The 22422-nt window shown below is 70.3% G+C and carries 21 protein-coding genes; 14 read left to right on the top strand and 7 right to left on the bottom strand.

Annotation, left to right across the window (positions count from 1 at the left end; all coding sequences use genetic code 11):
* Together ABDJ40_RS06620 and ABDJ40_RS06625 are read left to right on the top strand one after the other, a co-directional pair.
* On the top strand, positions 1-1287 hold the full coding sequence (locus tag ABDJ40_RS06620; RefSeq protein WP_347607817.1) for a hypothetical protein: 1287 nt from the start codon (positions 1-3) through the stop codon (positions 1285-1287).
* An 83-nt stretch (positions 1288-1370) separates the two neighbouring features.
* On the top strand, positions 1371-1640 hold the full coding sequence (locus ABDJ40_RS06625; protein WP_347607820.1) for a hypothetical protein: 270 nt from the start codon (positions 1371-1373) through the stop codon (positions 1638-1640).
* A gap of 38 nt (positions 1641-1678) precedes the next feature.
* On the opposite strand, the gene ABDJ40_RS06630 is transcribed toward ABDJ40_RS06625, so the two are convergent.
* Entirely contained in the window at positions 1679-2326 is a 648-nt protein-coding gene (locus tag ABDJ40_RS06630; RefSeq protein ID WP_347607823.1) for an NAD(P)-dependent oxidoreductase, read from the bottom strand.
* Between the two features lie 166 nt (positions 2327-2492).
* Between ABDJ40_RS06630 and ABDJ40_RS06635 the strand changes: the two genes are divergently transcribed.
* From ABDJ40_RS06635 to ABDJ40_RS06645, 3 genes are read left to right on the top strand one after another with little or no spacing between them, the layout of a single operon-like run.
* Positions 2493-3425 (top strand): LysR family transcriptional regulator, encoded by a 933-nt coding sequence (locus ABDJ40_RS06635; protein ID WP_347607826.1) that lies wholly within the window; start codon positions 2493-2495, stop codon positions 3423-3425.
* Positions 3422-4609, top strand: coding sequence for a CaiB/BaiF CoA transferase family protein (locus tag ABDJ40_RS06640; protein WP_347607829.1), 1188 nt, complete (start codon positions 3422-3424; stop codon positions 4607-4609). Before ABDJ40_RS06635 ends, ABDJ40_RS06640 begins: the two co-directional genes overlap by 4 nt.
* Before the next feature lie 16 nt (positions 4610-4625).
* Entirely contained in the window at positions 4626-5294 is a 669-nt protein-coding gene (locus ABDJ40_RS06645; RefSeq protein ID WP_347607832.1) for a CAAX prenyl protease-related protein, read from the top strand.
* Between the two features lie 42 nt (positions 5295-5336).
* Here ABDJ40_RS06645 and ABDJ40_RS06650 read toward each other — a convergent pair whose 3' ends face one another.
* Both ABDJ40_RS06650 and ABDJ40_RS06655 read right to left on the bottom strand, forming a co-directional pair.
* Entirely contained in the window at positions 5337-5936 is a 600-nt protein-coding gene (locus ABDJ40_RS06650; RefSeq protein ID WP_347607835.1) for a TMEM175 family protein, read from the bottom strand.
* 21 nt (positions 5937-5957) lie between these two features.
* Positions 5958-6710, bottom strand: a complete 753-nt coding sequence (locus tag ABDJ40_RS06655) for a helix-turn-helix domain-containing protein (protein WP_347607838.1) — start codon at positions 6708-6710, stop codon at positions 5958-5960.
* A gap of 98 nt (positions 6711-6808) precedes the next feature.
* Between ABDJ40_RS06655 and ABDJ40_RS06660 the strand changes: the two genes are divergently transcribed.
* The 7 genes from ABDJ40_RS06660 to ABDJ40_RS06690 all read left to right on the top strand — a co-directional run bounded on the left by ABDJ40_RS06660 (position 6809) and on the right by ABDJ40_RS06690 (position 15169).
* On the top strand, positions 6809-8110 hold the full coding sequence (locus tag ABDJ40_RS06660; protein ID WP_347607841.1) for an amidohydrolase family protein: 1302 nt from the start codon (positions 6809-6811) through the stop codon (positions 8108-8110).
* A 101-nt stretch (positions 8111-8211) separates the two neighbouring features.
* Positions 8212-8682 carry a YiaA/YiaB family inner membrane protein gene (locus ABDJ40_RS06665; RefSeq protein WP_347607844.1) on the top strand — a complete coding sequence of 157 codons (471 nt, stop codon included), beginning with the start codon at positions 8212-8214 and terminating at the stop codon, positions 8680-8682.
* A gap of 29 nt (positions 8683-8711) precedes the next feature.
* Positions 8712-9134, top strand: a complete 423-nt coding sequence (locus tag ABDJ40_RS06670; protein WP_347607847.1) for a hypothetical protein — start codon at positions 8712-8714, stop codon at positions 9132-9134.
* Entirely contained in the window at positions 9131-9916 is a 786-nt protein-coding gene (locus tag ABDJ40_RS06675; protein ID WP_347607850.1) for a DUF2145 domain-containing protein, read from the top strand. The genes ABDJ40_RS06670 and ABDJ40_RS06675 overlap by 4 nt, the downstream gene beginning before the upstream one ends.
* A gap of 11 nt (positions 9917-9927) precedes the next feature.
* Positions 9928-11841: an MFS transporter gene (locus tag ABDJ40_RS06680; protein WP_347607853.1), complete on the top strand. Its 1914-nt coding sequence runs from the start codon at positions 9928-9930 to the stop codon at positions 11839-11841.
* Between the two features lie 178 nt (positions 11842-12019).
* A complete protein-coding gene (locus ABDJ40_RS06685) occupies positions 12020-12895 on the top strand; it encodes a phosphate/phosphite/phosphonate ABC transporter substrate-binding protein (protein WP_347607856.1) in 876 nt (291 codons plus the stop codon).
* Between the two features lie 3 nt (positions 12896-12898).
* Positions 12899-15169 (top strand): sensor histidine kinase, encoded by a 2271-nt coding sequence (locus ABDJ40_RS06690; protein WP_347607859.1) that lies wholly within the window; start codon positions 12899-12901, stop codon positions 15167-15169.
* 26 nt (positions 15170-15195) lie between these two features.
* Here the strand turns inward: ABDJ40_RS06690 and ABDJ40_RS06695 are convergent, their stop codons facing one another.
* Together ABDJ40_RS06695 and tgt are read right to left on the bottom strand one after the other, a co-directional pair.
* Positions 15196-15726: a hypothetical protein gene (locus ABDJ40_RS06695; protein ID WP_347607862.1), complete on the bottom strand. Its 531-nt coding sequence runs from the start codon at positions 15724-15726 to the stop codon at positions 15196-15198.
* An 89-nt stretch (positions 15727-15815) separates the two neighbouring features.
* On the bottom strand, positions 15816-16976 hold the full coding sequence (gene tgt / locus ABDJ40_RS06700; protein ID WP_347607865.1) for a tRNA guanosine(34) transglycosylase Tgt: 1161 nt from the start codon (positions 16974-16976) through the stop codon (positions 15816-15818).
* Between the two features lie 222 nt (positions 16977-17198).
* On the opposite strand from tgt, the gene ABDJ40_RS06705 reads away from it, so the two are divergent.
* The gene (locus tag ABDJ40_RS06705) at positions 17199-18086 is read left to right on the top strand and encodes a substrate-binding periplasmic protein (RefSeq protein WP_347607868.1); all 888 of its coding nucleotides are present in this window, start codon (positions 17199-17201) and stop codon (positions 18084-18086) included.
* On the top strand, positions 18086-18685 hold the full coding sequence (locus tag ABDJ40_RS06710; RefSeq protein WP_347607871.1) for an IMPACT family protein: 600 nt from the start codon (positions 18086-18088) through the stop codon (positions 18683-18685). The genes ABDJ40_RS06705 and ABDJ40_RS06710 overlap by 1 nt, the downstream gene beginning before the upstream one ends.
* A gap of 18 nt (positions 18686-18703) precedes the next feature.
* Here the strand turns inward: ABDJ40_RS06710 and queA are convergent, their stop codons facing one another.
* A complete protein-coding gene (queA, locus tag ABDJ40_RS06715) occupies positions 18704-19768 on the bottom strand; it encodes a tRNA preQ1(34) S-adenosylmethionine ribosyltransferase-isomerase QueA (protein ID WP_347607874.1) in 1065 nt (354 codons plus the stop codon).
* A gap of 74 nt (positions 19769-19842) precedes the next feature.
* The gene (locus ABDJ40_RS06720) at positions 19843-22326 is read right to left on the bottom strand and encodes a YCF48-related protein (protein WP_347607877.1); all 2484 of its coding nucleotides are present in this window, start codon (positions 22324-22326) and stop codon (positions 19843-19845) included.
* Positions 22327-22422 lie beyond the last annotated feature (96 nt).

The raw sequence follows: 22422 nt of genomic DNA on the forward strand, positions 1-22422 counted from the left end.
ATGCCACGACACAAATGCCTCGCCCTGGCCCTGGCCCTGATGGCCGGCACCGCCGCGGCGCAGGGCACGGTCGCCCCCGACGAGGACCAGGCCCTGCGCCTGGCGGACCTTGCCCCCGAGACGCCCGCCCCCCCTTCGGGCAAGACCTGGCACGGCCATGCCGAACTGGCCTGGGGTCGCGCGCTGCAGCGCAGCCTGGCGGGCCCACAGACCTGGCAGGCGCAGCAGCGCCAATCCGTGCTGCTGCAGGGCGAGGTCCAGGCCGGCCCGGACCTGCGCTGGCTGGGCACCGCCCGCCTGGATCACAGCGATCCCGCGCAGGCGCCCTACCCTCAGGCCCTGCTGAGCCTGCAGGAGGCCTATGCCTCCTGGCGCGTCCGCGAGCAGCTGCTGCTGGACGCCGGCCGCATCAACGCCCGACAGGGCCTGGGCACGGGCTACAACCCCAGCGACTTCCTGCGCGGCGGCGCCCTGCGCTCCCAGATCTCGGCAGACCCGGCCAGCCTCAAGACCCACCGCCTGGGCACGGTGATGCTGCGTGCCCAGCACCTGTGGGAAGGCGGTGCGCTGACGGCGCTCGTGGCCCCCAAGCTGGCCGAGGCGCCCAGCCAGGCCGGGCTCAGTGCCGATCTGGGTGCCACCAACGAGCGCAGCCGCTGGCTGCTCAGCTGGAGCCAGCGCTGGAGCGAGGACCTGCAGCCGCAGTGGTCCTTCTATGGCGCGGACGGCCAGTCGCCGCAGCTGGGCTTCAACCTCAGCAGCCTGCTCGGGCAGGCCACCGTGCTCTACCTCGAATGGGCCGGCGGGCGCGCGCCGGACGCCATCGCGCAAGCCCTGACCCTGCCCGGCGCACCTCGCCACTGGCAGCAGCGCCTGGCCACCGGCCTGCGCTACACGGCCGGCAACAAGCTCTCGCTGACCCTCGAATGGGCCCACGACAGCGCCGCCCCCGATCGCCAGGCCTGGCAGCAGCTGCAGACCCAGCCCGCGGCCTACCTCGCGTACCGCCGCTGGGCGCACACGGCCCAGGCGCTCAACACCCGCGGGCAATGGGGCCTCTACGCCAACTGGCCCGACCTGCTGGGCTGGCAACACCTGGACCTCAACGCCCTGCTGCGCCTCAACCCCGAGGACCACAGCCGCATGCAGTGGCTGGAGCTGCGCTACCGCTGGCCGGGGCTGGACCTGGCGCTGCAGTGGCAGGCCCAGCAGGGCCGGCCGGGCAGCGAGTACGGCAGCCTGCCGCAGGCGCGGGCCTGGCAGCTGAGTGTGCGGGGGTATTTCTGAACCTATGACTGCACGCCGGCCAGTGCCCAACTGCGGCCCCGATTCCCAACTGCGCAGTGAGCGCCTGACCTTTCGACTGCACGATGAGGAAACCCACCCCTCCCCATCCCCTGGCCTCTCCGGATCAAGGAATTCGCGCCGGCCTTTCATCGCTTCCGACGGTGCTGCTCGCCACCCTCGCGGCGCTAGCATGCAGCGGATGCGAAGCCATCTACACGCGCAGCATGCAGGACGGCAAGGAATCGTGCTGGAAGATCAATGACACGGTCCGCCGCAATGAGTGCCTGCAGTACTACTCGAAGCCCTACCAGCGCTACGAAGAAGACGTGAAGGATCTGCGCAAGGGCAAGTAGCCGGGCAGGAGGGGGCCTCTTCGCGAGGCCCTGCGGCCTCAATAGCCCAGCGTGAAGCGCTGGCGCACGAACTGCGGCTGCTCGGCCTCGGCCACCAGGGCGGCGGCCAGGTCGGCCACGGTGACGCGGCTGTGGCCTTCGGCGTCGAAGACCGGTTCGTCACGGCCCAGGCGGTAGACGCCCGTGCGCTCGCCCGGCTCCAGGTGCATGGCGGGGGACAGGAAGGTCCAGTCCAGGCCCAGGCCTTCGTCGGTCTTGAGGCGGTTCAGGGCCTCGCGGGCGGCCAGGGCACCGGCCTTCCATTCGGCCGGGAACGCCGGCGTGTCGACCAGCTGCACGCCCGGCGCGATGTAGAGGCTGCCGGCGCCGCCCACCACCAGCAGGCGCCTGACGCCCGCGGCCTTGACGCCAGCATTGATGGCGGCGGAGCCGCGCAGGAACTCATCGTGCAGGTCGGCATGGCCCCAGCCGGGGTTGTAGGCGCTGATCACGGCGTCCACGCCGCGCACGGACTCGGCCACGGCGCTGGCGTCGGTGACGTCCGCCTTCACGGTCTGCAGGCCCGGCTGGCTGGCCAGCTTGGCGGGGTCACGGACCAGGGCCCGCACCTCGTGGCCGCGGGCCAGGAGTTCCTTGAGCACGGCGCTGCCCACGAAGCCGGTGGCGCCAATCAGAGCGATCTTCATACGATGTCCTTTCAGTGGGCGACCGCCATCGGTGACTGCGGCGGTCGCGGTGTTGCGATGGGATGAACTTTAAAAACTTCACAGTCCCGTGATAAGACGGCAGAATTCACCAGCACTGTTTAGAAAATCTTCATGTCTGACCCGTTGAAACGCAGGGGGAGGCGCCATGCTTGATCAGTTGAAGCGCATGGCCGTGCTGGCCACCGTCATCGAGCAGGGCAGCTTTGCCGGTGCGGCCCGCCAGCTGCAGACCAGCACCTCGGCCGTCAGCCAGCAGGTGCGGGCCCTGGAGCGGGACATGGGCGTGACCCTGCTGCACCGCTCCACCCGCAAGCTGAGCCTCACCCCCGCCGGCAGCCGCTTCCACGAGGGCTGCGCCGCCATGCTGGCCGCCGCGCGCGAGGCCCAGACGCAGCTGCACCAGCTGCGCGACGCGCCCGAGGGCGAGCTGCGGGTGGCCGCGCCCGTGGGCTTCGCCCGCCAGCTGGGCCCGGCCCTGGCGCCGCTGCTGGCCACGCATCCCGCCCTGCGCCTGCACCTGGAGGTGGATGACGGCTTCACGGATCTCGTCGAGAAGCGCATCGACCTCGCCATCCGCTTCGGCCGTCTGCCCGACAGCGCCTGGGTGGGCACGCGCATCGGCGAGAAGGGCGTCTCGCTCTATGCCGCGCCCGCCTACCTCGCCCGCCACGGCGTGCCCACGCTGGAGACCCTGGCCGCGCACGACTGGCTGCTGCTGCGCCCCGACGCCGGCAGCCGCCACCGCCTGCCGCTGCCCGGGGCAGGCAGCCGGGTGCTGGAGGTCCAGGCCCGCGCCACCAGCAACAACCAGCTGAGCCTGCAGCAGCTCTGCGAGGCCGGCCTGGGCCTGGCCCTGCTGAGCCCCGGTGACGTGGGCGAGGCTGCGCAGTCCGGCCGCCTGCTGGCCCTGCTGCCGGAGCTGGCCTGGCCCGCCCTGCCCATCCACGCCCTGAGCCCGCAGCGCGACGCCCAGCCCGCCAAGGTGCGGCATGCCATCGCCGCCCTGAGGCAGTACTTCCAGGCGGGCGGGCAAACTGCCGGCAAGCCCGCCACCGATCCCCATCGAGAAACCCCATGAACACCGACGCCCCCCTGCACGACGGCCCCCTGGCCGGCCTCAAGGTCCTGGAACTGGGTCAGCTGATCGCCGGTCCCTTCGCGGGCAAGACCCTGGCCGACTTCGGCGCCACGGTGATCAAGGTGGAGCCGCCCGGCAGCGGCGACCCGCTGCGGCAGTGGCGCATGCTCCACGAGGGCGAGAGCGTCTGGTGGCAGGTGCAGAGCCGCAACAAGCAGAGCATCACCCTGGACCTGCGCGAGCCCGCCGACCGCGCCCTGGCCCGCCGCCTGGCGGCCGAGAGCGACGTGCTGATCGAGAACTTCCGCCCCGGCCTGATGGAGGAATGGGGCCTGGGCTACGACACGCTCGCGGCCGACAACCCCGGGCTCATCATGCTGCGCATCAGCGGCTACGGGCAGACTGGCCCCTACCGCGACCTGCCCGGCTTCGCCGTGGTGGCCGAGGCCATGGGCGGACTGCGCCACCTGATGGGAGAGCCGGGCCGGCCGCCGGTGCGCGCGGGCGTGAGCCTGGGCGACACCCTGGCAGCGCTGCATGGCGTGATCGGCGTGCTGCTGGCCCTGCAGGCGCGCCAGCGCACGGGGCGCGGACAGGTGGTGGACGTGGCGCTGTACGAGTCTGTCTTCAACTGCATGGAGTCCCTGCTGCCCGAGTACAGCGCCTTCGGGGCGGTGCGCGAGCCCGCGGGCTCCGCCCTGCCCGGCATCGCGCCCAGCAATGCCTACCGCTGCGCCGACGGGCAGGTGGTGATCGGCGGCAACGGCGATTCCATCTTCAAGCGCCTGATGAGCGCCATCGGCCGCGAGGACCTGGGCCAGGACCCCGGCCTGGCCGGCAATGCGGGCCGCGCCGCCCGCGCAGACGAGCTGGACGCCGCCATCACCGCCTGGACCGTGCAGCGCCCCGTGGACGAAGTGCTGCGCCTGCTGCAGGCGGTGCGTGTGCCGGTGGGCCGCATCTACACCGCGCGGGACATCGCCGAGGACCCGCACTACCGCGCCCGCGGCATGATCGAATCCATCACCACGGCCCGGGGCCTGGCGCTGGAGGTGCCGGGCGTCGTCCCCAAGCTCAGCGACACGCCGGGCCGCCTGCGCAGCCTCGCGCCTGCGCTGGGTGAGCACAATGCCGCCGTGCTGGACGCCTTGAACAGGCCACCGGCTGAATCCGGCAAGACCTGACCCCATCAACACCGCCATGAACCTCAGCCCCGCGGCCTGGGCCCGCATCCTGCCCTTCCTGCTTTTCCTGGGCCTGCTGGCCCTGCGCGGCGTGATGGCCGACATCGGCTGGCTGGACGCCCGCTGGATCTACGCCCTGAACCTGTTGCTGGTGGGCGGCCTGCTGGCCTGGAGCTGGCGCGGATTCGGCGAGCTGCACCGCCAGAACCGGCCGCAGGGGCGCGAATGGCTGTGGAGCGTGGGCCTGGGCCTGCTGGTCTTCGTGGCCTGGATCCACCTGGATGCGCCCTGGATGCAGATCGGCGAGCCCACCGCCCCCTTCGTGCCCACCCAGGCCGACGGCCGCCTGGACTGGCCCCTCATCGCGGTGCGCTGGCTGGGCGCCACGGCCCTGGTGCCGGTGATGGAGGAGCTGTTCTGGCGCAGCTTCGTGATGCGCTGGCTCGAGCATCCGCAGTTCGAGTCGGTGCCGCCGCAGCGAGTGACGATCAAGCCCGTGCTGATGGCCACCTTCGCCTTCATGCTGGTGCACCCGCTGTGGCTCGCCGCCATCGTGGCCGGCGCGGCTTACGCCTGGATCTACGTCCACACCGGCCGGCTGTGGAACGCGGTGATCGCCCATGCCGTCACCAATGGCGCGCTGGGGATCTGGGTGGTGGCGACGGGGAACTGGCAGTTCTGGTGAGCGCCACCGGGTGAGCGTCACCGGGTAAGGGCCCAGGCAGAGTCAGTGCGCGCCGCTTGGGGGCTCGTGCGCCTGCAGGGCCCGCTCGATGCGCCGGTCCGGCACCAGCCACACGATGGCCACGCCCACGAAGACGGCCTGCGCCAGCGCCGGCAGCACGAAGGCCAGGGGCAGCGCCAGGGCGTAGGCCACGGCGGACCAGCTCCCCTTGCGGTCCCGCCCCAGGGCGCGGGCCACCACGGAGTCAGGCCCCTCGACGCTGAGGATGCAATGCGCCAGCAGCCAGTAGGCGATGGCCGCCATCAGCAGCACGAAGCCGTAGACGGCGGTGGGCAGGGCGCCGAAGTGGTTCTCGCCCATCCAGCCGGTCACGAAGGGCAGCAGGGACAGCCAGAACAGCAGGTGCAGATTGGCCCACAGCACGCCGCCGCTGACCTTGCGCACCGCATGCAGCAGGTGGTGGTGGTTGTTCCAGTAGATGCCCACGTAGACGAAGCTCAGCACATAGCTCAGCAGCACCGGCAGCAGCGGCCACAGGGCCGCCAGGCTGTCGCCATGCGGCACCTTCAGCTCCAGGACCATGATGGTGATGATGATGGCGATGACGCCATCGCTGAAGGCTTCGAGTCGGGACTTGTGCATGCGGGGCTTCCTCTCAGGTTCTCAGGACTGGACGTTCGGGCGGCGCTGCAGGTGGCGCAAGCGCTCGAAGAGCCAGCCGCGCATGCCCATCAGCAGGGTGTACTGGCGCTTCTCGGCGTCCGGCAGCTTCTGGTCCAGCAGGTGCTGGCGGGCGAAGTCCTCCGCCACGCGCTGCAGGCGCTCGTTGAGCTCGCGCGCCTTGGCCGGCGCCAGCTGGCCATGGACCAGCATCAACAGCTCGCCCTCGCCGTCGAAGCCTCCGGCGTAGAAGTCCTGCATCACCTCCTCGCGGAAGTACTGCATCACCGGGCCCTGCGGCCGCCAGCGAAAGGTCTTGGCCACCTGCAGCTTGTAGCGGTTGAGCGGGCGCAGCTCGATGATGCCCAGGCGGTCCAGCTGCGCCAGGTAGCGCGTCACCTCGGCCTCGTCGAGGCGGTAGTGGGCACTGATCTGCTCGGCCGTCCACTGGCTGAGGCAGCAGATGGCCATCAGCAGGAGCTTGTCGTCGGCCACCACGGCGCGCTCCTGGGCCAGTGTCAGCTCGCGGCGCAGGGGCCGGGCCTCGACCAGCCGGCGCGAGAGCTCGGCGAAGTCGCAGCGCAGCACGCGGCAGATCTCGTCCACACGCGACAGCGGCATTTCGCCGCCGCTGGCGAACATGCGCTTGACGCTGGACTCCGACAGCCCCAGGGCCTGGGCCAGCTGGCCGTAGCTGATGGACTGGGCCTTGAGTTCGGCCTTGATGAGGGTGAGCAGGTCGTGGGTACCGGACATGGCGCAACGGTAGCAGCAGACGCTACCGCCGGTGCCCCGGGATGGCCCGGCCTTGCAAATCCGGCGGCGGGCAAGTCCTGGCACCCCAGCATGCCGGCATGACAGCGCATGAGCACCCTGCCGCCACCCGTGCCCACTTTCGCCCCGACCGCCGCCGCCTGCTGTGCTGCGGTGCCGCCGCCCTGGGCTTCTTCACCAGCCTCGCACCTGCGCCCGCCCTGGCCTCCCCGTGGACATCGCCCTGCCCCGACACGCCGCCGCGGCCCGCCCTGGACAGCGCGCTGCAGGACCTGCTCGCCCGCAGCTGGGACGGCCTGGACCCGGCCCGCGTGTGGGACGTGCACACCCACCTGCTGGGCAGCGGCGATGCCGGCAGCGGCTGCCGCCTGAACCCCGTCATGGACCAGTGGTGGCACCCCATGGAGGTGGTGCGCAAGCGGGTGATCATGGACGCCGCCTGCGCGCGCCCGGCCGGAACCGGCCCGGCCGCCAGCACCGATCGCGCCTATGTGCAGCGCCTGCGCCAGCTGGCCGCCGACTTCCCGCCCGGGGCGCGCTGGCTGCTCTACGCCTTTGACGAGGCCCTGGATGCGCAGGGCCGTCCCCGCCCGGACTGGACCACCTTCCACACGCCCGACGCCTATGCGCAGGGCGTGGCCGCGGCCCATCCGGAGCGCTTCGGCTGGGTCGCCTCCATCCACCCCTACCGGCCGGACGCCTTGGAACGCCTGGCCCTGGCACGGGCCGGTGGCGCCGTGGCGATCAAGTGGCTGCCCAGCAGCATGGCCATCGACCTGCGCGATGCGCGGCTGCGGCCCTTCTACGAGCAGCTCGCCGCCAGCCGCCTGCCGCTGATCGTGCACTGCGGCGAAGAGCACGCCGTGCCCGGCGCCGGCCGCGAGGACCTGGGCAATCCGCTGCTGCTGCGGGAGCCCCTGCGCCATGGCGTGCGGGTGATCGCCGCACACTGCGCCTCCCTGGGCCAGGCGCTGGACCTGGACCGGTCGCGCCCCCGGCGTCGCCCCGCCTTCGAGCTCTTTGCCCGGCTGATGGACGAGGCGGACGGGCGCCAGCGCCTGCTGGGCGACGTCTCGGCGGTGTTCCAGTTCAACCGCGAGCCCGAGGTCTGGCGCACCCTGCTGACCCGGCAGGACTGGCACGAGCGCCTGCTGCACGGCTCCGACTACCCGCTGCCGGCCGTGCGCCCCCTGCACCGGCTGGGGCGCCTGGTCGCGGCAGGCCTGCTGGACAGAGCCGAGGTCCCCCACCTGGAACGGCTGCGGGATGCCAACCCCCTGCTCTTCGACTTCGCGCTCAAGCGCAGCGTGCGCTGGGAGGGCCAGGTCTTGAGCCCGCGGGTTTTCGCCAGCGCCCACCATTTCGGGGGGGCGGTGTCATGAGGCGATACTTCGCCGGCCGGCTGGCAGTACTGACCAACACAGCGGAGGACCGGGCCCCGCGGCCGGCAGATCATGGGCCCAGCGACCTCCGGGAGGATCTTATGCAACACACCCCGTCCATCGTCCGCCGCGACACCGCCGCCTGGCGCCTGCAGGTCTGGATCTCCTTCGGCCTCAGCGTGAGCCTGTGCGCCATCGGCCTGGCCTGGCTGCCGGGCGAGGACCTGGACCGCGCCTTCATGGTGATGGGCTACATCTTCTGCCTCTCCACCGCCTTCGTGCTGGCCAAGTTCATCCGCGACAACCAGGACAAGTCCGTCGACACGCCCATGTGGCGGGTGGTGGTCTGGAGCGCCTTCTTCCTGGCCATGGGCCTGACGGGCTGGGGCCTGTGGCGCATGGAGATCCAGCCGGTGTGGAAGGCCTACCTGCTGGTCTGCTGGTTCTACCTGATCTCCAACGTCTTCACCCTGGCCAAGATGCTGCGCGACGCCCATGACGCCGACATCGCCGAGGCCCGCTACCACGGCCGCCGCCCGGTGATGCACGAGGACACCACCCCGGCCGCCTGAGGCCTGGCCGACGCTTGAAAGGACCGCTCATGACGCCCCTGCACCACCGCCTGCATGCCCGTGCCCTGCTCTGCGCGGCCTTGAGCCTGCCGCTGGCCAGCCAGGCCCATGACCCCTCCGCGGACCTCAGCCTGGTCTCCATGCTGCCCGTGGCCGTGTCGGTGGCGGCACCGGTGGCCCTGCTCTCGGCCGGCGCAGTGCTGACCGTGGTGGCCGTTGAGGCCAGCGCGCAGGGCACGGTCTGGATCCTGGAGCGGGCTTCCGATGGCGCGCGCATCAGCATCCGCTTTGCCGGCAAGGTGCTCAAGGGCGCGGCGCTGTCGGCGGGCACGGCGGTCACCGTCTCGGTGATCGCCACGGGCACCGTGCTGTCGATCGCGGGCGAGGCCATCTGCTTCATCCCCAACGAGATCGGCGCCTCCCTGCTCTACAACGAGAAGGTCAGCAAGTGAAGGCCGCCACCACCGCCCTGCTGCTGGCTGTGGTGGTGAGCACGGCCCAGGCGGGCCGCCCCTGCGAGGAGAAGCCCCTCACCCGGCCGCAGATCGAGCAGGGCATGGCCCTGGCCCAGCGCACGGCCCAGCAGCTGGACGCCAGCGGCGCGCAGGTGCTGGTGCTGGCCCGTGCGGGGCAGGACCTGTCCAAGTACGGCCTGCAGTGGTCCCACCTGGGCCTGGCCTACAAGACGGAGCAGGCGGGCAGGCCGGTGTGGCGGGTGCTGCACAAGCTCAACCACTGCGGCACGGCCGATGCAGCCATCTACCGCCAGGGCCTGGGCGAGTTCTTCCTGGACCGGCCGCACCGCTACGAGGCCGCCTATGTCGTGCTCAGCCCCGCGCTGCAGCAGGCCCTGCTGCCGCTTCTGCGCGATCCCCAGCGCCTGCTGACAGTGCACGAGCATCGCTATTCCATGGTGGCCTACCCCTGGGCCACCCGCTACCAGCAGAGCAACCAGTGGGTGCTGGAGTCCATCGCCCTGGCCGCCGAGCCCGGCCTGCAGGGCCGCGCCCAGGCCCAGGCCTGGCTGCAGCGCCAGGGCTACCAGCCCAGCGACCTGCGCATCTCCACGCTCTCCCGGCTCGGGGCGCGCGTCGGCATGGCCAATGTGGCCTTTGACGACCACCCCAATGCCCAGCGCTTTGCCGGTCACATCGAGACCGTCACCGTCGATTCCATGTTCGCCTGGCTGCCCCGTGCGGGCCTGGGCGAGCGCGCCGTCCTCATCAAGCCCTGAAGAAGTCCGCCATGTCCGACGCCCACAACGCTCAAGACGACCACGCCCACGGCAACCAGTTCAGCCTGCTCGCCCAGCGCCGCTTCGCGCCCTTCTTCTGGACGCAGTTCCTCGGGGCGGGCAATGACAACCTCTTCAAGTTCGCCTTCACGGTGCTGATCACCTATCAGCTGCAGCTCTCCTGGCTGCCGCCGGCGCAGGCGGGGCTGGTCATCGGCGCGCTGTTCATCCTGCCCTTCGTGCTGCTCTCGGCCACCAGCGGGCAGCTGGCCGACAAGCTCGAGAAGGCCGGCCTGATGCGCCGCATCAAGGAGCTGGAGATCGCCATCATGGCCCTGGCCGCCTGGGGCTTCTGGACGGTCAACGTGCCGGTGCTGCTGGCCTGCGTCTTCCTGATGGGCCTGCACTCCACGCTCTTCGGCCCGGTCAAGTTCGCCTACATGCCCCAGCACCTGGACGAGCGCGAGATCACCGGCGGCAACGGCATGGTGGAGATGGGCACCTTCGTGGCCATCCTGCTGGGCAATGTGGCCGGCGGCCTGCTGATCGCCACGCCGGAGGTGGGCCGGCATCACGTGGCGCTCGCCGCCCTGGGCCTGGCCGTGCTGGGCCGGCTCACGGCGCAGCTGATTCCCCACAGCCCCTCCACCGACCCGGGCCTGAAGATCAACTGGAACCCCGTCACCGAGACCTGGCGCAACCTGGTGCTGGCGCGCGAGCAGCTGGCGGTGTTCCGCTCGCTGCTGGGCATCTCCTGGATGTGGTTCTTCGGCGCCGTCTTCCTGGCCAACTTCCCGGCCTTCGCCAAGGACGTGCTGCATGGCAACGAGCAGGTGGCCTCGCTGCTGCTGGTGGTGTTCTCCATCGGCATCGGCACGGGCTCGCTGCTGTGCGAGATGCTGTCGCGCCGCCACGTGGAGATCGGCCTGGTGCCGCTGGGCGCCATCGGCATGAGCGTCTTCGCGCTGGACCTCAGCGCGGCCTCGCAAGGCCTGCCGGCCGTCGCGCAAGCCCTGACCCTCTCCGAGTTCCTGGCCCAGCCGGCCCATTGGCGCGTGCTGGTCGACCTGTGCCTGCTGGCGCTTTTCGCCGGCCTGTACAGCGTGCCCATGTACGCGCTGATCCAGATGCGCTCGCAGCCCAGCCACCGCGCGCGCATCATCGCGGCCAACAACATCCTCAACGCGCTGTTCATGATCGCCAGCTCGCTGATCTGCGGCGTGCTGCTGGGCGCGGGCCTGAGCCTGCCCCAGCTCTTCGGGCTGCTGGGCCTGGCCAACGCAGTGGTGGCGCTGTACATCTTCCTGGTGGTGCCGGAGTACCTGCTGCGCTTCTTCGCCTTCTGCCTCTCGCGCCTGATCTACCGCTTCAAGCTCAAGGGCGACGAGCACATCCCGCTCAAGGGCGCGGCCGTGCTGGTGTGCAACCACGTCAGCTTCATCGACGCCGTGCTGGTGATGGCCGCCAGCCCCCGCCCCATCCGCTTCCTGATGGACCACCGCATCTTCCGCATGCCGGTGCTGGGCTGGCTGTTCCGCCTGGCCAAGTGCATCCCCATCGCCCCGCAGAAGGAGCATCCCGCCATCTACGAGGCCGCCTTCAAGGAAGCGCAGGCCGTGCTGGCCGACGGCGAGCTGCTGGGCATCTTCCCCGAGGGCGGCATCACCCGCGACGGCCAGCTGCAGCCCTTCAAGGGCGGCATCATGAAGATCCTCGAGGCACAGCCCGTGCCCGTGGTGCCCCTGGCGCTGCAGAACCTCTGGGGCTCCTACTTCTCGCGCATCGAGCAGGGCCAGGCCATGGTGCGGCCCTTCCGCCGCGGGATCTTCAGCCGCGTGGGGCTGGTGGCCGGGCCGGCGCTGGCGCCTGAGCAGGTGACGCCGGAGGGGCTGCAGCAGCAGGTGGGCCAGCTGCTGAGCGCCTGAACCCGCTGGCAGGACTGCCCATGCCCTCTGTGGCCTCCTGCTGACAGCGCAGCGCAGCGCCGCGGCACCCACCCCTTCCCCTGGTCAGAAAAGTCGCGCTTTTGCAGGGGCCGTGAGGCTGCCTGGCCGGCAGTTGGGGGCATCATGGCCGCTTCAAGAGCCGCCCCCGAGGTGATGCATGCCCCGCGCCACGCTTCCTGATGCCGCCCGCCGCACCGTGCTGCGCCAGCTGGGATCGACCCTGGGCCTCGCGGCCCTGGGCACGCCCGCCCTGGCGCAGGAGAAGGTCTACAACTTCTCTCCCGTCAACCAGGCCAGCATCCCGCTGATGGCGAGCTACTGGAACCCGATCATTGCCTACGTGTCGGAGAAGAGCGGGGTGAAGCTGGCGCTGAAGCTGGGGCGCACCTCGGCGGACACCACCAGCTATGTGCTGGCGCAGGAGGTGGACTTCGTCTTCAGCAACCACCTCTTCAGCCCGGAGCGCGAGCAGCTGGGCTGGCGGGTCTTCGGCCGGCGCCAGACACCGCCCATCCACGGCCAGATCATCGTGCCGGCCGACTCCCCCATCAGGGAGCTGGCCCAGCTGGAGGGCAAGGACGTCGCCTTCCCCGGCCCCGAGGCCCTGGTGGCCTACAAGTTCCCCTATGCCCAGCTGCTGAGTCGCAAGATCAATGTGCGGGTGGTCTTCGGCGGCAACATGGACGGCGCCCTGACCCAGCTCTACAGCGGCAAGGTGGCGGCCTGCGGCGTCAACTCCCAGCTGGCGGAGAGCCACGCCCGGCGCGAGAGCAAGGCCTACCGCGTGCTGTGGAGCTCGGACGCGCTGCACGACCTGGCCCTGATGGCCTCCGCCCGCGTGCCGGACAAGGACATGCAGGCCGTGGCCCGCGCCTTCGTCAACATGCACAAGGACCCGCGTGGCCTGGCCATCCTGGAGCAGGGTTCGCAGGCCCTGGGCCTGTCCGGCGAGGCGCATTTCATCGCGTCCGACGGCAGCGAGTACGCCGCCTACCGCCGCTTCTACCAAAGCGCGCCGGCCCCTTTGCGCTGAACCATGGCCCTCCGCTTCGGCGCCCTGCTGCCTCAGAGTCTGGTGGCCCGGGTCTTCCTGCTGCACTCGGCGGCGATGCTGCTGTTCGTGGGTCTGGGCTTCGGCGGCTTCGCCTGGTACACAGCGCGCAGCAGCATGGACCAGGCCATCATCGAGGTGGACACCCTGGGCGCGGTGATCAGCCCGGCGGTGGGCGAGTCCGCGGTGATCGGCGACTACGACACCATCAAGCGCCAGCTGGAACGCGCCATCGACCACCCGGCGCTGGATCGGGCCCAGTTCATCGACATGAAGGGCGCCCTGATCGACGTGCGCCGCCAGGAGCACCCGGGTCTGAGCGCCCCGCTCTGGCTGCTGCAGCGGGTCAACGAGGAGCTGGTGGATGCCAGCCTTCCGATCAGCGTGGGAGGCCGGGACTACGGCGTGCTGCGCCTGAGCTTCCACACCCGGCGCGTGGCGGGGGAGATCTGGCGCCAGGCCCTGCTGTCCCTGGCCCTGGGCCTCAGCGCCCTGGCCAGCGGCGTGGTGCTGGTGTGGTTCCCGCTCAAGCGCTGGCTGGGCAATCTGGGCCGCATCCAGGCTTTCGGCCAGCAGCTGCAGACGCAGGGCGGCACCCTCGCGAGCATGGCCGACGACGCCGCCGCGCCGCTGGAATTCCGCCAGACCTTCGAGATCCTCAACAAGGCCGCGGTCTCGCTGCAGGCCGAGCGCGCGCAGGCAGCGGTGACGCTGTCCGCCATCGCCGACGGCATCGCGACCACCAATGCGCAGGGCGAGCTGGTGCTGGTCAATCCGGTGCTGGCCGACTGGCTGGGCAGCAGCCCCCAGGAGCTGCTGGGCCGCCCCCTGCAGTCCCTGGTCCCGTACCTCCATGACGAGAAGGAGGAGGGCGACGAGGCCGGCGGCCTCATGGTGCTGGCGCGGCCGCGGGGGGCGCCCCTGATCGTCTCCGTCAGCCGCTCCTCGGTGCGGGCGGGTGACGGCCAGGTGGCCGGCTGGGTCTACGCCCTGCGCGACGTCAGCGAGCAGCAGCGCCTGGCCGCGCAGCTGCAGGAAGAGCTGGCCGCCCGCGCCGCCGCCATGCGCTCGATGCGCGAGCTGCTGGAGCAGCACCGCAGCCGCGGCAACCTCTCCCACCTGCTGCAGCTGCATGACGACGAGGCGCCGTCCGAGATCGAGCACCTCTCCCGTCTGGTGGCCGATCTCGTCCAGCAGCTCAGCGGCCAGTCCGCCCAGCTGGAGGCGATCTTCGCCCTGAGCCCGGACGCCTTCGTGGCCTTCGATGCCGACGGCACGGTGCACTACGCCAGCCCCGCCTTCGAGACGCTCACCGGCAGCGAGATCGCCGATATCCTCGGGCTGGACGCCGCCGGGCTGTCACGCGCGCTGCAGGCGCGCTGCGTGGATGCGCAGGCCGCGCTGTCCATCGACCAGCTGGCCGGGCGCCGCCAGACCATCGAGCTGGCCCAGCCGCGCGACCGCGTGCTGGAGCTGGCCCTGCACCGCGGCAGCGGCAGTTCCATCCGCCAGGTGCTGCACATCCGCGACCTCAGCCACCAGGTCGCGCTGGACCGGCTCAAGAGCGAGTTCGTCACCACCGCCGCCCACGAGCTGCGCACGCCCATGACCAGCATCTACGGTTTTTCCGAGCTGCTGCTGATGCGCACGCCCTCGCCGGAGCGCCTGAAGGATGTGCTCGGCCGCATCCACCGCCAGAGCGAGGCGATGATGCAGATCCTCAACGAGTTGCTGGACCTCTCGCGCATGGAGGCGCGGCGCGGCAAGGACTTCCAGTTCGAGCAGCTGGCCCTGGCGCCGGTGCTGACCGAGCTGGTGCAGGACTTCCAGCCTGCGGACGGCCGCGAACCGCCGCGGCTGCAGCTCGCCGCGGACGTGGGCGGCGCGCAGGTCCGCATCGACCGCGCGAAGTTGCTGCAGGCCCTGCGCAATGTGCTGTCCAACGCCTACAAGTACTCGCCGGACGGCGGCGAGGTGCGGGTGACGCTCTCGCGCACCCTCCGCGAGGGGCGGCCGGCCCTGCTGGAGATCGCGGTGCAGGACCAGGGCATCGGCATGACGGCCGAGGAGCTGAGCCATGTCAGCGAGCGCTTCTACCGCGCGGACAAGTCCGGCGCCATTCCCGGCACCGGCCTGGGCATGGCCATCGTCAAGGAGATCGTCGAGCTGATGGAGGGCAGCCTCTCGCTGAGCAGCGAGCGCGGCGTGGGCACCTGCGTGACGCTGGCGCTGCCGGAACGCTCGCTCATCGCCTGAGCCAGGGCAGCACCCCGGGGGCACGCTCAGGACGAGGCGCCCCCGTGCATCATGGCCCGCCACTGCTGGCGCCAGCGCTTGAAGAGCTGCTTGAGCTGGCGCTTGAGCGCGCGGGCCTGGCGCCACAGCAGCGTGCCGTGCAGCCAGTCCAGCACGCCCTGCTTCCAGGCGGTCCAGCGCCCGTAGAGCCGTGCGAACCAGGGCAGGGCCATCAGCGCGGGCTGGGTCAGGTGGAAGAGGCGGGCCAGCAGGGCCGTGCCGCCGAACTTGACCGAGAGGATCAGGAGCAGGCCCAGCAGGGCCCGGCCCGAGGCCATCAGCCAGACTGCCAGCAGCTTGACGGGAATCGCCAGCAGGAAGGGCAGGGCCAGCACCACCAGCGCCGGCTTGGGCGGCAGCGCCCGGATGCGGTCTTCCAGCCACTTCAGCGGCGGCCACCGGGCCAGCCAGGCCATGAAGCGCTGCAGGGGCACCCAACCCCATTCCTCGAAGAGGATGACGAAGGCCATCAGCAGACGGCCCAGCCAGCGCAGCGGTGCGATCAGCAGCTTGAGCATGAGCCCATGATGCGCCGCAGGGCGCCCTCTGCCAAAAGCCATGCGCGCGAATGGGAGGTGGCGCTCATGGCTTCAGGCGTCGAGACGACTCAGACGCCGCGCGCGCGATCCGCCGCGAAACGGGCACGGAAACCTTCGAAGTCGCCGGCATCCAGCGCGTCGCGCACTTCCTGCATCAGGTTCAGGTAGTAATGCAGGTTGTGAATGCTGGTGAGCATGGGGCCCAGCATCTCGCCGCAGCGGTCCAGGTGGTGCAGATAGGCGCGGCTGAAGCCGCCGCTGACCGTGCCGTCGGCGTTCGTCACGCCCTTGCAGGTGTAGCAGCTGCAGGTCTCGTCCACCGGGCGCTCGTCGCTCTTGTAGCGGCTGTTGCGCAGGCGCAGGTCGCCGAAGCGGGTGAAGAGGTGGCCGTTGCGCGCATTGCGGGTGGGCATCACGCAATCGAACATGTCGATGCCCTGGCGCACGCCCTCGACCAGGTCTTCCGGCGTGCCCACGCCCATCAGGTAGCGCGGCTTGTTCTCGGGCAGCTGGTGGCCGGTGTGCTCCAGCACGCGCAGCATGTCGGCCTTGGGCTCGCCCACCGAGAGGCCGCCGATGGCATAGCCCGGCAGGTCCAGCGCCACGAGGCCGGCCAGGGAGTGGTCGCGCAGGTTCTCGTACATGCCGCCCTGCACGATGCCGAACAGCGCGTTGGGGTTCTGCAGGCGGCTGAACTCGTCCTGGCAGCGCTTGGCCCAGCGCAGGCTCATCTCCATGGACTTGCGCGCTTCCAGCTCGGTGGCGATGTGGCCCTTGGTCTCGTAGGGCGTGCATTCGTCGAACTGCATGACGATGTCGGAGTTCAGCACCGTCTGGATCTGCATGGAGATCTCGGGCGTGAGGAAGAGCTTGTCGCCGTTGACGGGCGAGGCGAACTTGACGCCTTCCTCGCTGATCTTGCGCATCTCCCCGAGGGACCAGACCTGAAAGCCGCCGGAGTCGGTGAGGATGGGCTTGTCCCAGCGTTCGAAGCGGTGCAGACCGCCGAACTGCTTCATGATGTCCAGGCCCGGGCGCATCCAGAGGTGGAAGGTGTTGCCCAGGATGATCTGGGCGCCCATCTCCTCCAGCGAGCGCGGCATCACGCCCTTGACGGTGCCATAGGTGCCCACGGGCATGAAGATGGGGGTCTGGACCACGCCATGGTTGAGCGTCATGCGGCCGCGGCGGGCGCGGCCCTCGGTCTTGAGGAGTTCGAACTTCAGCATGGGCGCGATTGTCGCAGGGGCGGGCCGGGGCGCGGCATGCGCGGCCCGGACCGGCATCACCCGCGAATGAACGGAGGTGGCTTTCCACACCCTGCAGCCGCTCCTACACTGGGAGAAACAGGGAGACACCCGGCGGCGGCCTGCGGCTCGCGGCCCTCATGGCGGTGCGCGTTCATGCGTCTCTTCTCCCTGACCTCCCCCCCTTTCCTGGCGGCCCTGGCGATGGCAATCCTGCCGGCCCTGCTGCCGGCCAGCGCATCGGCGACAACGCCCACAGCGCCCGCAACGCCCACAGCGCCCACAGCGCACCCGCCGCCCTGCGGCCCCTTCACCCTGGCCTTCTACGAGCTCGGCCTGCTCTACCACCAAGACGAGGCCGGCGGCTTCTCCGGCATCGACAAGGACGTGGTGCAAGCCCTGCAGGCACGCAGCCAGTGTGAGCTCAGGACCCTGCTGGAATCGCGGGTGCGCATCTGGGACCGCATGGCGGCCGGCAGCCTGGATCTCAGCGTGTCGGGCATCCCCACGCCGGAGCGCGAGCGCTTCGCAGACTTCGTGCCCTATTTCCAGACCCGCAACTTCGCCCTGATGCGTCGGGAGCTGGCCCAGCGCCTGCCCACGCCCGAGGCCTTCCTGGCGGACAAGGCGCGGCGGGCCGTCGTGGTCAAGGCCTTCCGGCATGGCCCGGGCTTCGACAGCTTCATCGGCCAGCTGCGCGAGCAGGGCCGCCTGATCGAGGCGGCGGACTTCGACACCGTGCTGCGCCTCTTCCTGGCCCGCCGGGCGGACCTGATGCTGGCCCTGCCGACCTCCTGGAGCCCCATGCTGCACAAGCCCTCGCTGATGAGCCAGCTGAGCGTGCTGGACTGGGCGCCGCAGGACCGCGTCATCCACGGCCTGATCATGTCGCGGGCCCGGCTGCCGGAAGCCGAACGCCAGCACCTGCGTCAGGCCCTGGAATCGCTGGTCGCCGACGGCAGCATTGACGCCATCTTCCGCCGCCACGTGGGCGAGCGCATGGCCCGGGAAATGCGCCTGGACCTGCCGCCGCCAAGCGCGGGTCTGCGCAAGGGCAAGGGCGGCGAGGCCGGCGGAGGGACAATGCCCTGATGCCCTTCAGCCTTGCCGACCCCGTCCACAGCGAACTGATCATCAAGAAGAGTCGCTTCCTCGGCTGCGTCGAGCCCTGTGCCGACCGCAGCCGCGCGCAGGCCCGCGTGGCCGAGCTGAAGCAGCAGCATCCCGGCGCCGCCCATGTCTGCTGGGCCCTGCTGGCCGGCGGCCAGTCCGCGGCCAATGACGACGGCGAGCCCGGCGGCACCGCCGGCCGCCCCATGCTGGACGTGCTGCGCCACCAGGACCTGGACGGCGTGCTGGCCACCGTGGTGCGCTATTTCGGCGGGGTCAAGCTGGGCGCGGGCGGCCTGGTGCGGGCCTACACCGACAGCATCGCCCAGGCCCTGCTGCAGGCGCAGAAGATCCCCCGCGTGCGCCAGACCCGGCTGCGCTGCACCCTGCCCTATGCGCTGGAGGGACTGCTGCGCCGCGAGATCGAGCTGGCGCAGGCACAGCTGCTCGATGTGCAGCATGGCGCCATGGTCGAGATGAACCTGTCCCTGCCCGAGCCGCAGGCCGCCGCCTTCCAGACCCGGCTCAACGAGGCCTGCCAGGGCCGCCTGGGCTGGCTGGCACCGGACGACGGCGCCTGAGCCCTGCCCGGGCGGCGCTCAGCCCTCGCGCCGCTCCAGCAGCATCGCGTCTCCGTAGCTGAAGAAGCGGTAGCCCTGTGCGATGGCGTGGCGGTAGAGCGCCATGATGTGCTCGTAGCCCGCGAAGGCCGAGACCAGCATCATCAGCGTGCTCTTGGGCAGGTGGAAGTTGGTGACCAGGCGGTCCACCACGCGGAACTGGAAGCCCGGCGTGATGAAGATGCTGGTCTCGCTGGCACCCGCCTGCAGGCTCCCGCCGCGGGCCGCGGACTCCAGCGCGCGCAGCGTGGTCGTGCCCACCGCGACGACCTTGCCACCGCGCTCGCGCGTCCGGGCGATGGCTTCCACCGTGGACGCGGGCACCTCGAAGCACTCGCTGTGCATCTGGTGCTCGGCGATCTTCTCCACCCGCACCGGCTGGAAGGTGCCGGCGCCCACATGCAGGGTCACATGGGCCGTGTCGACGCCACGGGCGGCCAGCGCGGCCAGCACGCCTTCATCGAAGTGCAGGGCGGCCGTGGGGGCGGCCACCGCGCCGGGCTGACGGGCGAAGACGGTCTGGTAGCGGCGCACGTCGTCCGCGCTGTCCTCGTGGCTGATGTAGGGCGGCAGCGGCACATGTCCATGCCGCTCCAGCAGCTCGAAGGGATCGCCCGAGAGACGCAGGTGGAAGAGCCCGTTGTCGGGGCCGCAGCGGCCCAGCACCTCGGCATCGAAGGCCTCGGCGAAGCGCACGATGGCGCCCGGCTTGGGGCTCTTGCTGGCCCGCATATGGGCCCAGACCTCGCGGGTGCCGGGCAGCACGCGCTCGATGAGGGCCTCCACCGCGCCGCCGCTGGCCTTGGCGCCATACAGGCGGGCCTTGATGACCTGGGTGTCGTTGAAGACCAGCAGGTCGCCGGGGCTCAGCAGCCCGGGCAGCTCGCGGAACACGCGGTCCACCGGGGGCTGGCTGCGGCCGTCCAGCAGGCGCGAGGCGCTGCGCTCGGGCGCGGGATGCTGGGCGATCAGCGCGGGGGGAAGTTCGAAGTCGAAGTCGCTGACGCTGAACTCGCGCGCCGCGTCGGGGGGAAGACTGCTCATGGACTTGAGGGCCGGACAGACCCGTACCAATCAGGTGACGAAGGCCTGGATTGTTCCATGCCTTCGAGCAGGACTCAGAGGCCGCCCGTCCCCGTAGCCAGCACCGCACCCCACATGCCAATGGCCCAGACCGTGCGGCTGTCCAGCACTTCCAGGCGGTACAGGTCCTGCTTCGTGCCAGACTCCTGACGCTCCCAGGTCGTGCCGCCGTCGCGCGTGGCATGAATTTGCCCATCATGGCCGACCACCCACCCGTGCTGGGCATCAGCGAAGCGGACATCCAGGAAGTGCCCCGGCAAGCCGGATGAAGTCCAGGTCACGCCTTCGTCCCTGGACACCATCAGGCCGTCGACGCCCACAGCCCACAGCTGCTTCCCGTCCACCGAATGCAGGCCAAACAGGGAGCTCTTGGATGGCGTTGCGCGTTCGATCCAGCGCAGTCCCCCGTCGTCCGACTGCTGCACCCGGCCTTCCTCACCGACGATGGTCAGCCGGCCGCTGGCACTGCGGTACACCGCGGCCGGCACCTTGAGTGGCACCTGCACCGCCTTCCAGTGGGCGCCTGCGTCGTCACTGAGGAGGACCGCGCTCGTCAGGCTGCTCGGGCATTGCCGGACATCGCTGATCAAGCCGCCGCACAGGGGCGGCACCACCCAGAGGAACTGCTCATCCTGCGCTCGCAGCGAACCCCAGCGCTGCGCGGGCGTGCCGTTGAAGACTGACCAGGACTGCCCCTTGTCCGGGCTGAGCCAGAGCTGGCCGTCCCCGTCCACCACGCCCAGACGATCCTTGCCCCAGGCCGCGAGGGAGGCGGGGGACCAGACCTGGTTGGCGACATCCATGCGGCCCGGCTTGATGCCCACCGAGGGCAGGTCTAGCAAGGACCAGGACTGCCCCCCGTTCTGGCTGCCGTAGAACTTGCCGTCGGCACCGAACAGATAGCCCTGCTGTGCGCTGGCAAAGCTGACCACCGTGGGGCTATGGAAGCGATGGCGATCGGCCACCTGGGTCCACCGGCCATCGGCCGACAGGACAAAGTCCGGCCCCATGCCACCGGCGACAAAGACGAGGGCACCATCCGGAAGCGCTTCCAGACGTTCAAAGGCGGTGTCACGGTAGTTCCGAACCGCATCCGGCATGGACTTCAGGTCCCAGGTAGCCCCTAGGTCCTTCGTCACGCCATAGGACCTTCCGTCATAGGTCGAGCAGATCAGGCGATCACCGGTGGAGGCGCAGTTGGACGACAGCGCGAAGCTGGGAGGCAGCGACTGATCCCAAATCCAGGTGCGTCCGCCATCCAGGCTGCGCACGGGATGGCCAAAGGCGATGGCCAGCAGTCGCTGGCCGCCGTCCATCGCGGCCACCAGGTCTGCATACACGCCGCCGAACGGCGCGCCTTTGGTCGAGAGGGCATCCTGGATGCGCCAGGTCAGGCCATCATCCTGGCTCACGTAGGTGATGGGCAAGGGCTTGTCGCTGGCCGTGGAGGTGGACGCCTGCACCGCCCAGATGACGCCGCCGCTGGACGACCAATGCACGTCGTAGCCCCCCGCCATGCCACCCGCCGCCTTCAGGTTCAGGACCACGCGGGACGTGCCTTGCGAAGGATTGGCGCGAAAGATCTCCCCATTGGCATGCGTCAGGAGGGTGCCCTTGTCGGTGACGATGCCGTCGCCCAGAACGTCTGGCGTGCTCCAGCTGGCACCACCGTCAGCCGTATACCGGAAGCCCGGACGGGTGCCCCAGCGCGCATTCCAGATTTTGACCAGCAGGCCTCCATTGGGATAGACGTGGCTGATCGTGTAGTGGTCCTGGCTCAGGCGTCCGAAGTACAGGTGGCTGATGCCGAAGAGCCCGGGCGCCGTGGCCTGGGTCCAGCTCCGGCCGCCGTCGCTCGTGTGCAGCAGCACGTTCTCGTCCTGCAACCATTTCTCGCCGAAGACCCACACCTCGTTGCTCGACACCGCCCGAACGGCCACCAGGCGCAGATCCGACTTCTTGTGCTGCAGGCTCCAGCCAGCGCCGCCGTCACTCGTCTTGAAAATCTCGCCTTCCTCGCCGACGCGCCAGCCGGTCTTGCCGTCTGCAAAGGCCAGGCCGTAGCTCGGATTTCCTGTGGGCGAGGGCTGCTGCCAGCACCAGCCCTTCTCCTCGGCCTTGTTGCAGTTCAGACCCTTGACGATGCCCGGGCGGCTCAGCGCGATGGAGGTCTTGTACTCGCGCGTCTGGCCGGCTTCGTTGGTGATCGTCAGGTGAATCTCATAGTCGCCCGCCTTGACATAGCTGTGGCGAGGCGCCAGCTCCGTGCTGCTGCTGCCGTCACCGAACTCCCAACGGGCCTTGAGGCCGCTGGCGATGGTGGCGCTGGTGCCCAGCGGCACCGCCTGCGCCACGTCGCCGCTGGCCGGCGCGGTGATCGACAGCTCCGGCAGCGGCGTTGGCTGGACCGGGCTGGTGTCACCACCGCCACCACCGCCACCGCAGCCGGCCAGCACCACGCTGGCCAGTGCCGCAACGGCGAAGGGGGTCCGGGAAAGGGTCGACGTTGCTACCGACATGCCTGCAATCCTCCTCATTTATGGGTCTTCGGCCCTCGTCTGGCGCTGGCCTTCGCGCAGGCCCTGACGCCGGATACGAGCCCAAAGTTGCGCGGA

Source organism: Roseateles flavus (genome assembly GCF_039872765.1).
Taxonomy (GTDB): Bacteria; Pseudomonadota; Gammaproteobacteria; order Burkholderiales; family Burkholderiaceae_C; genus Roseateles_B; species Roseateles_B flavus.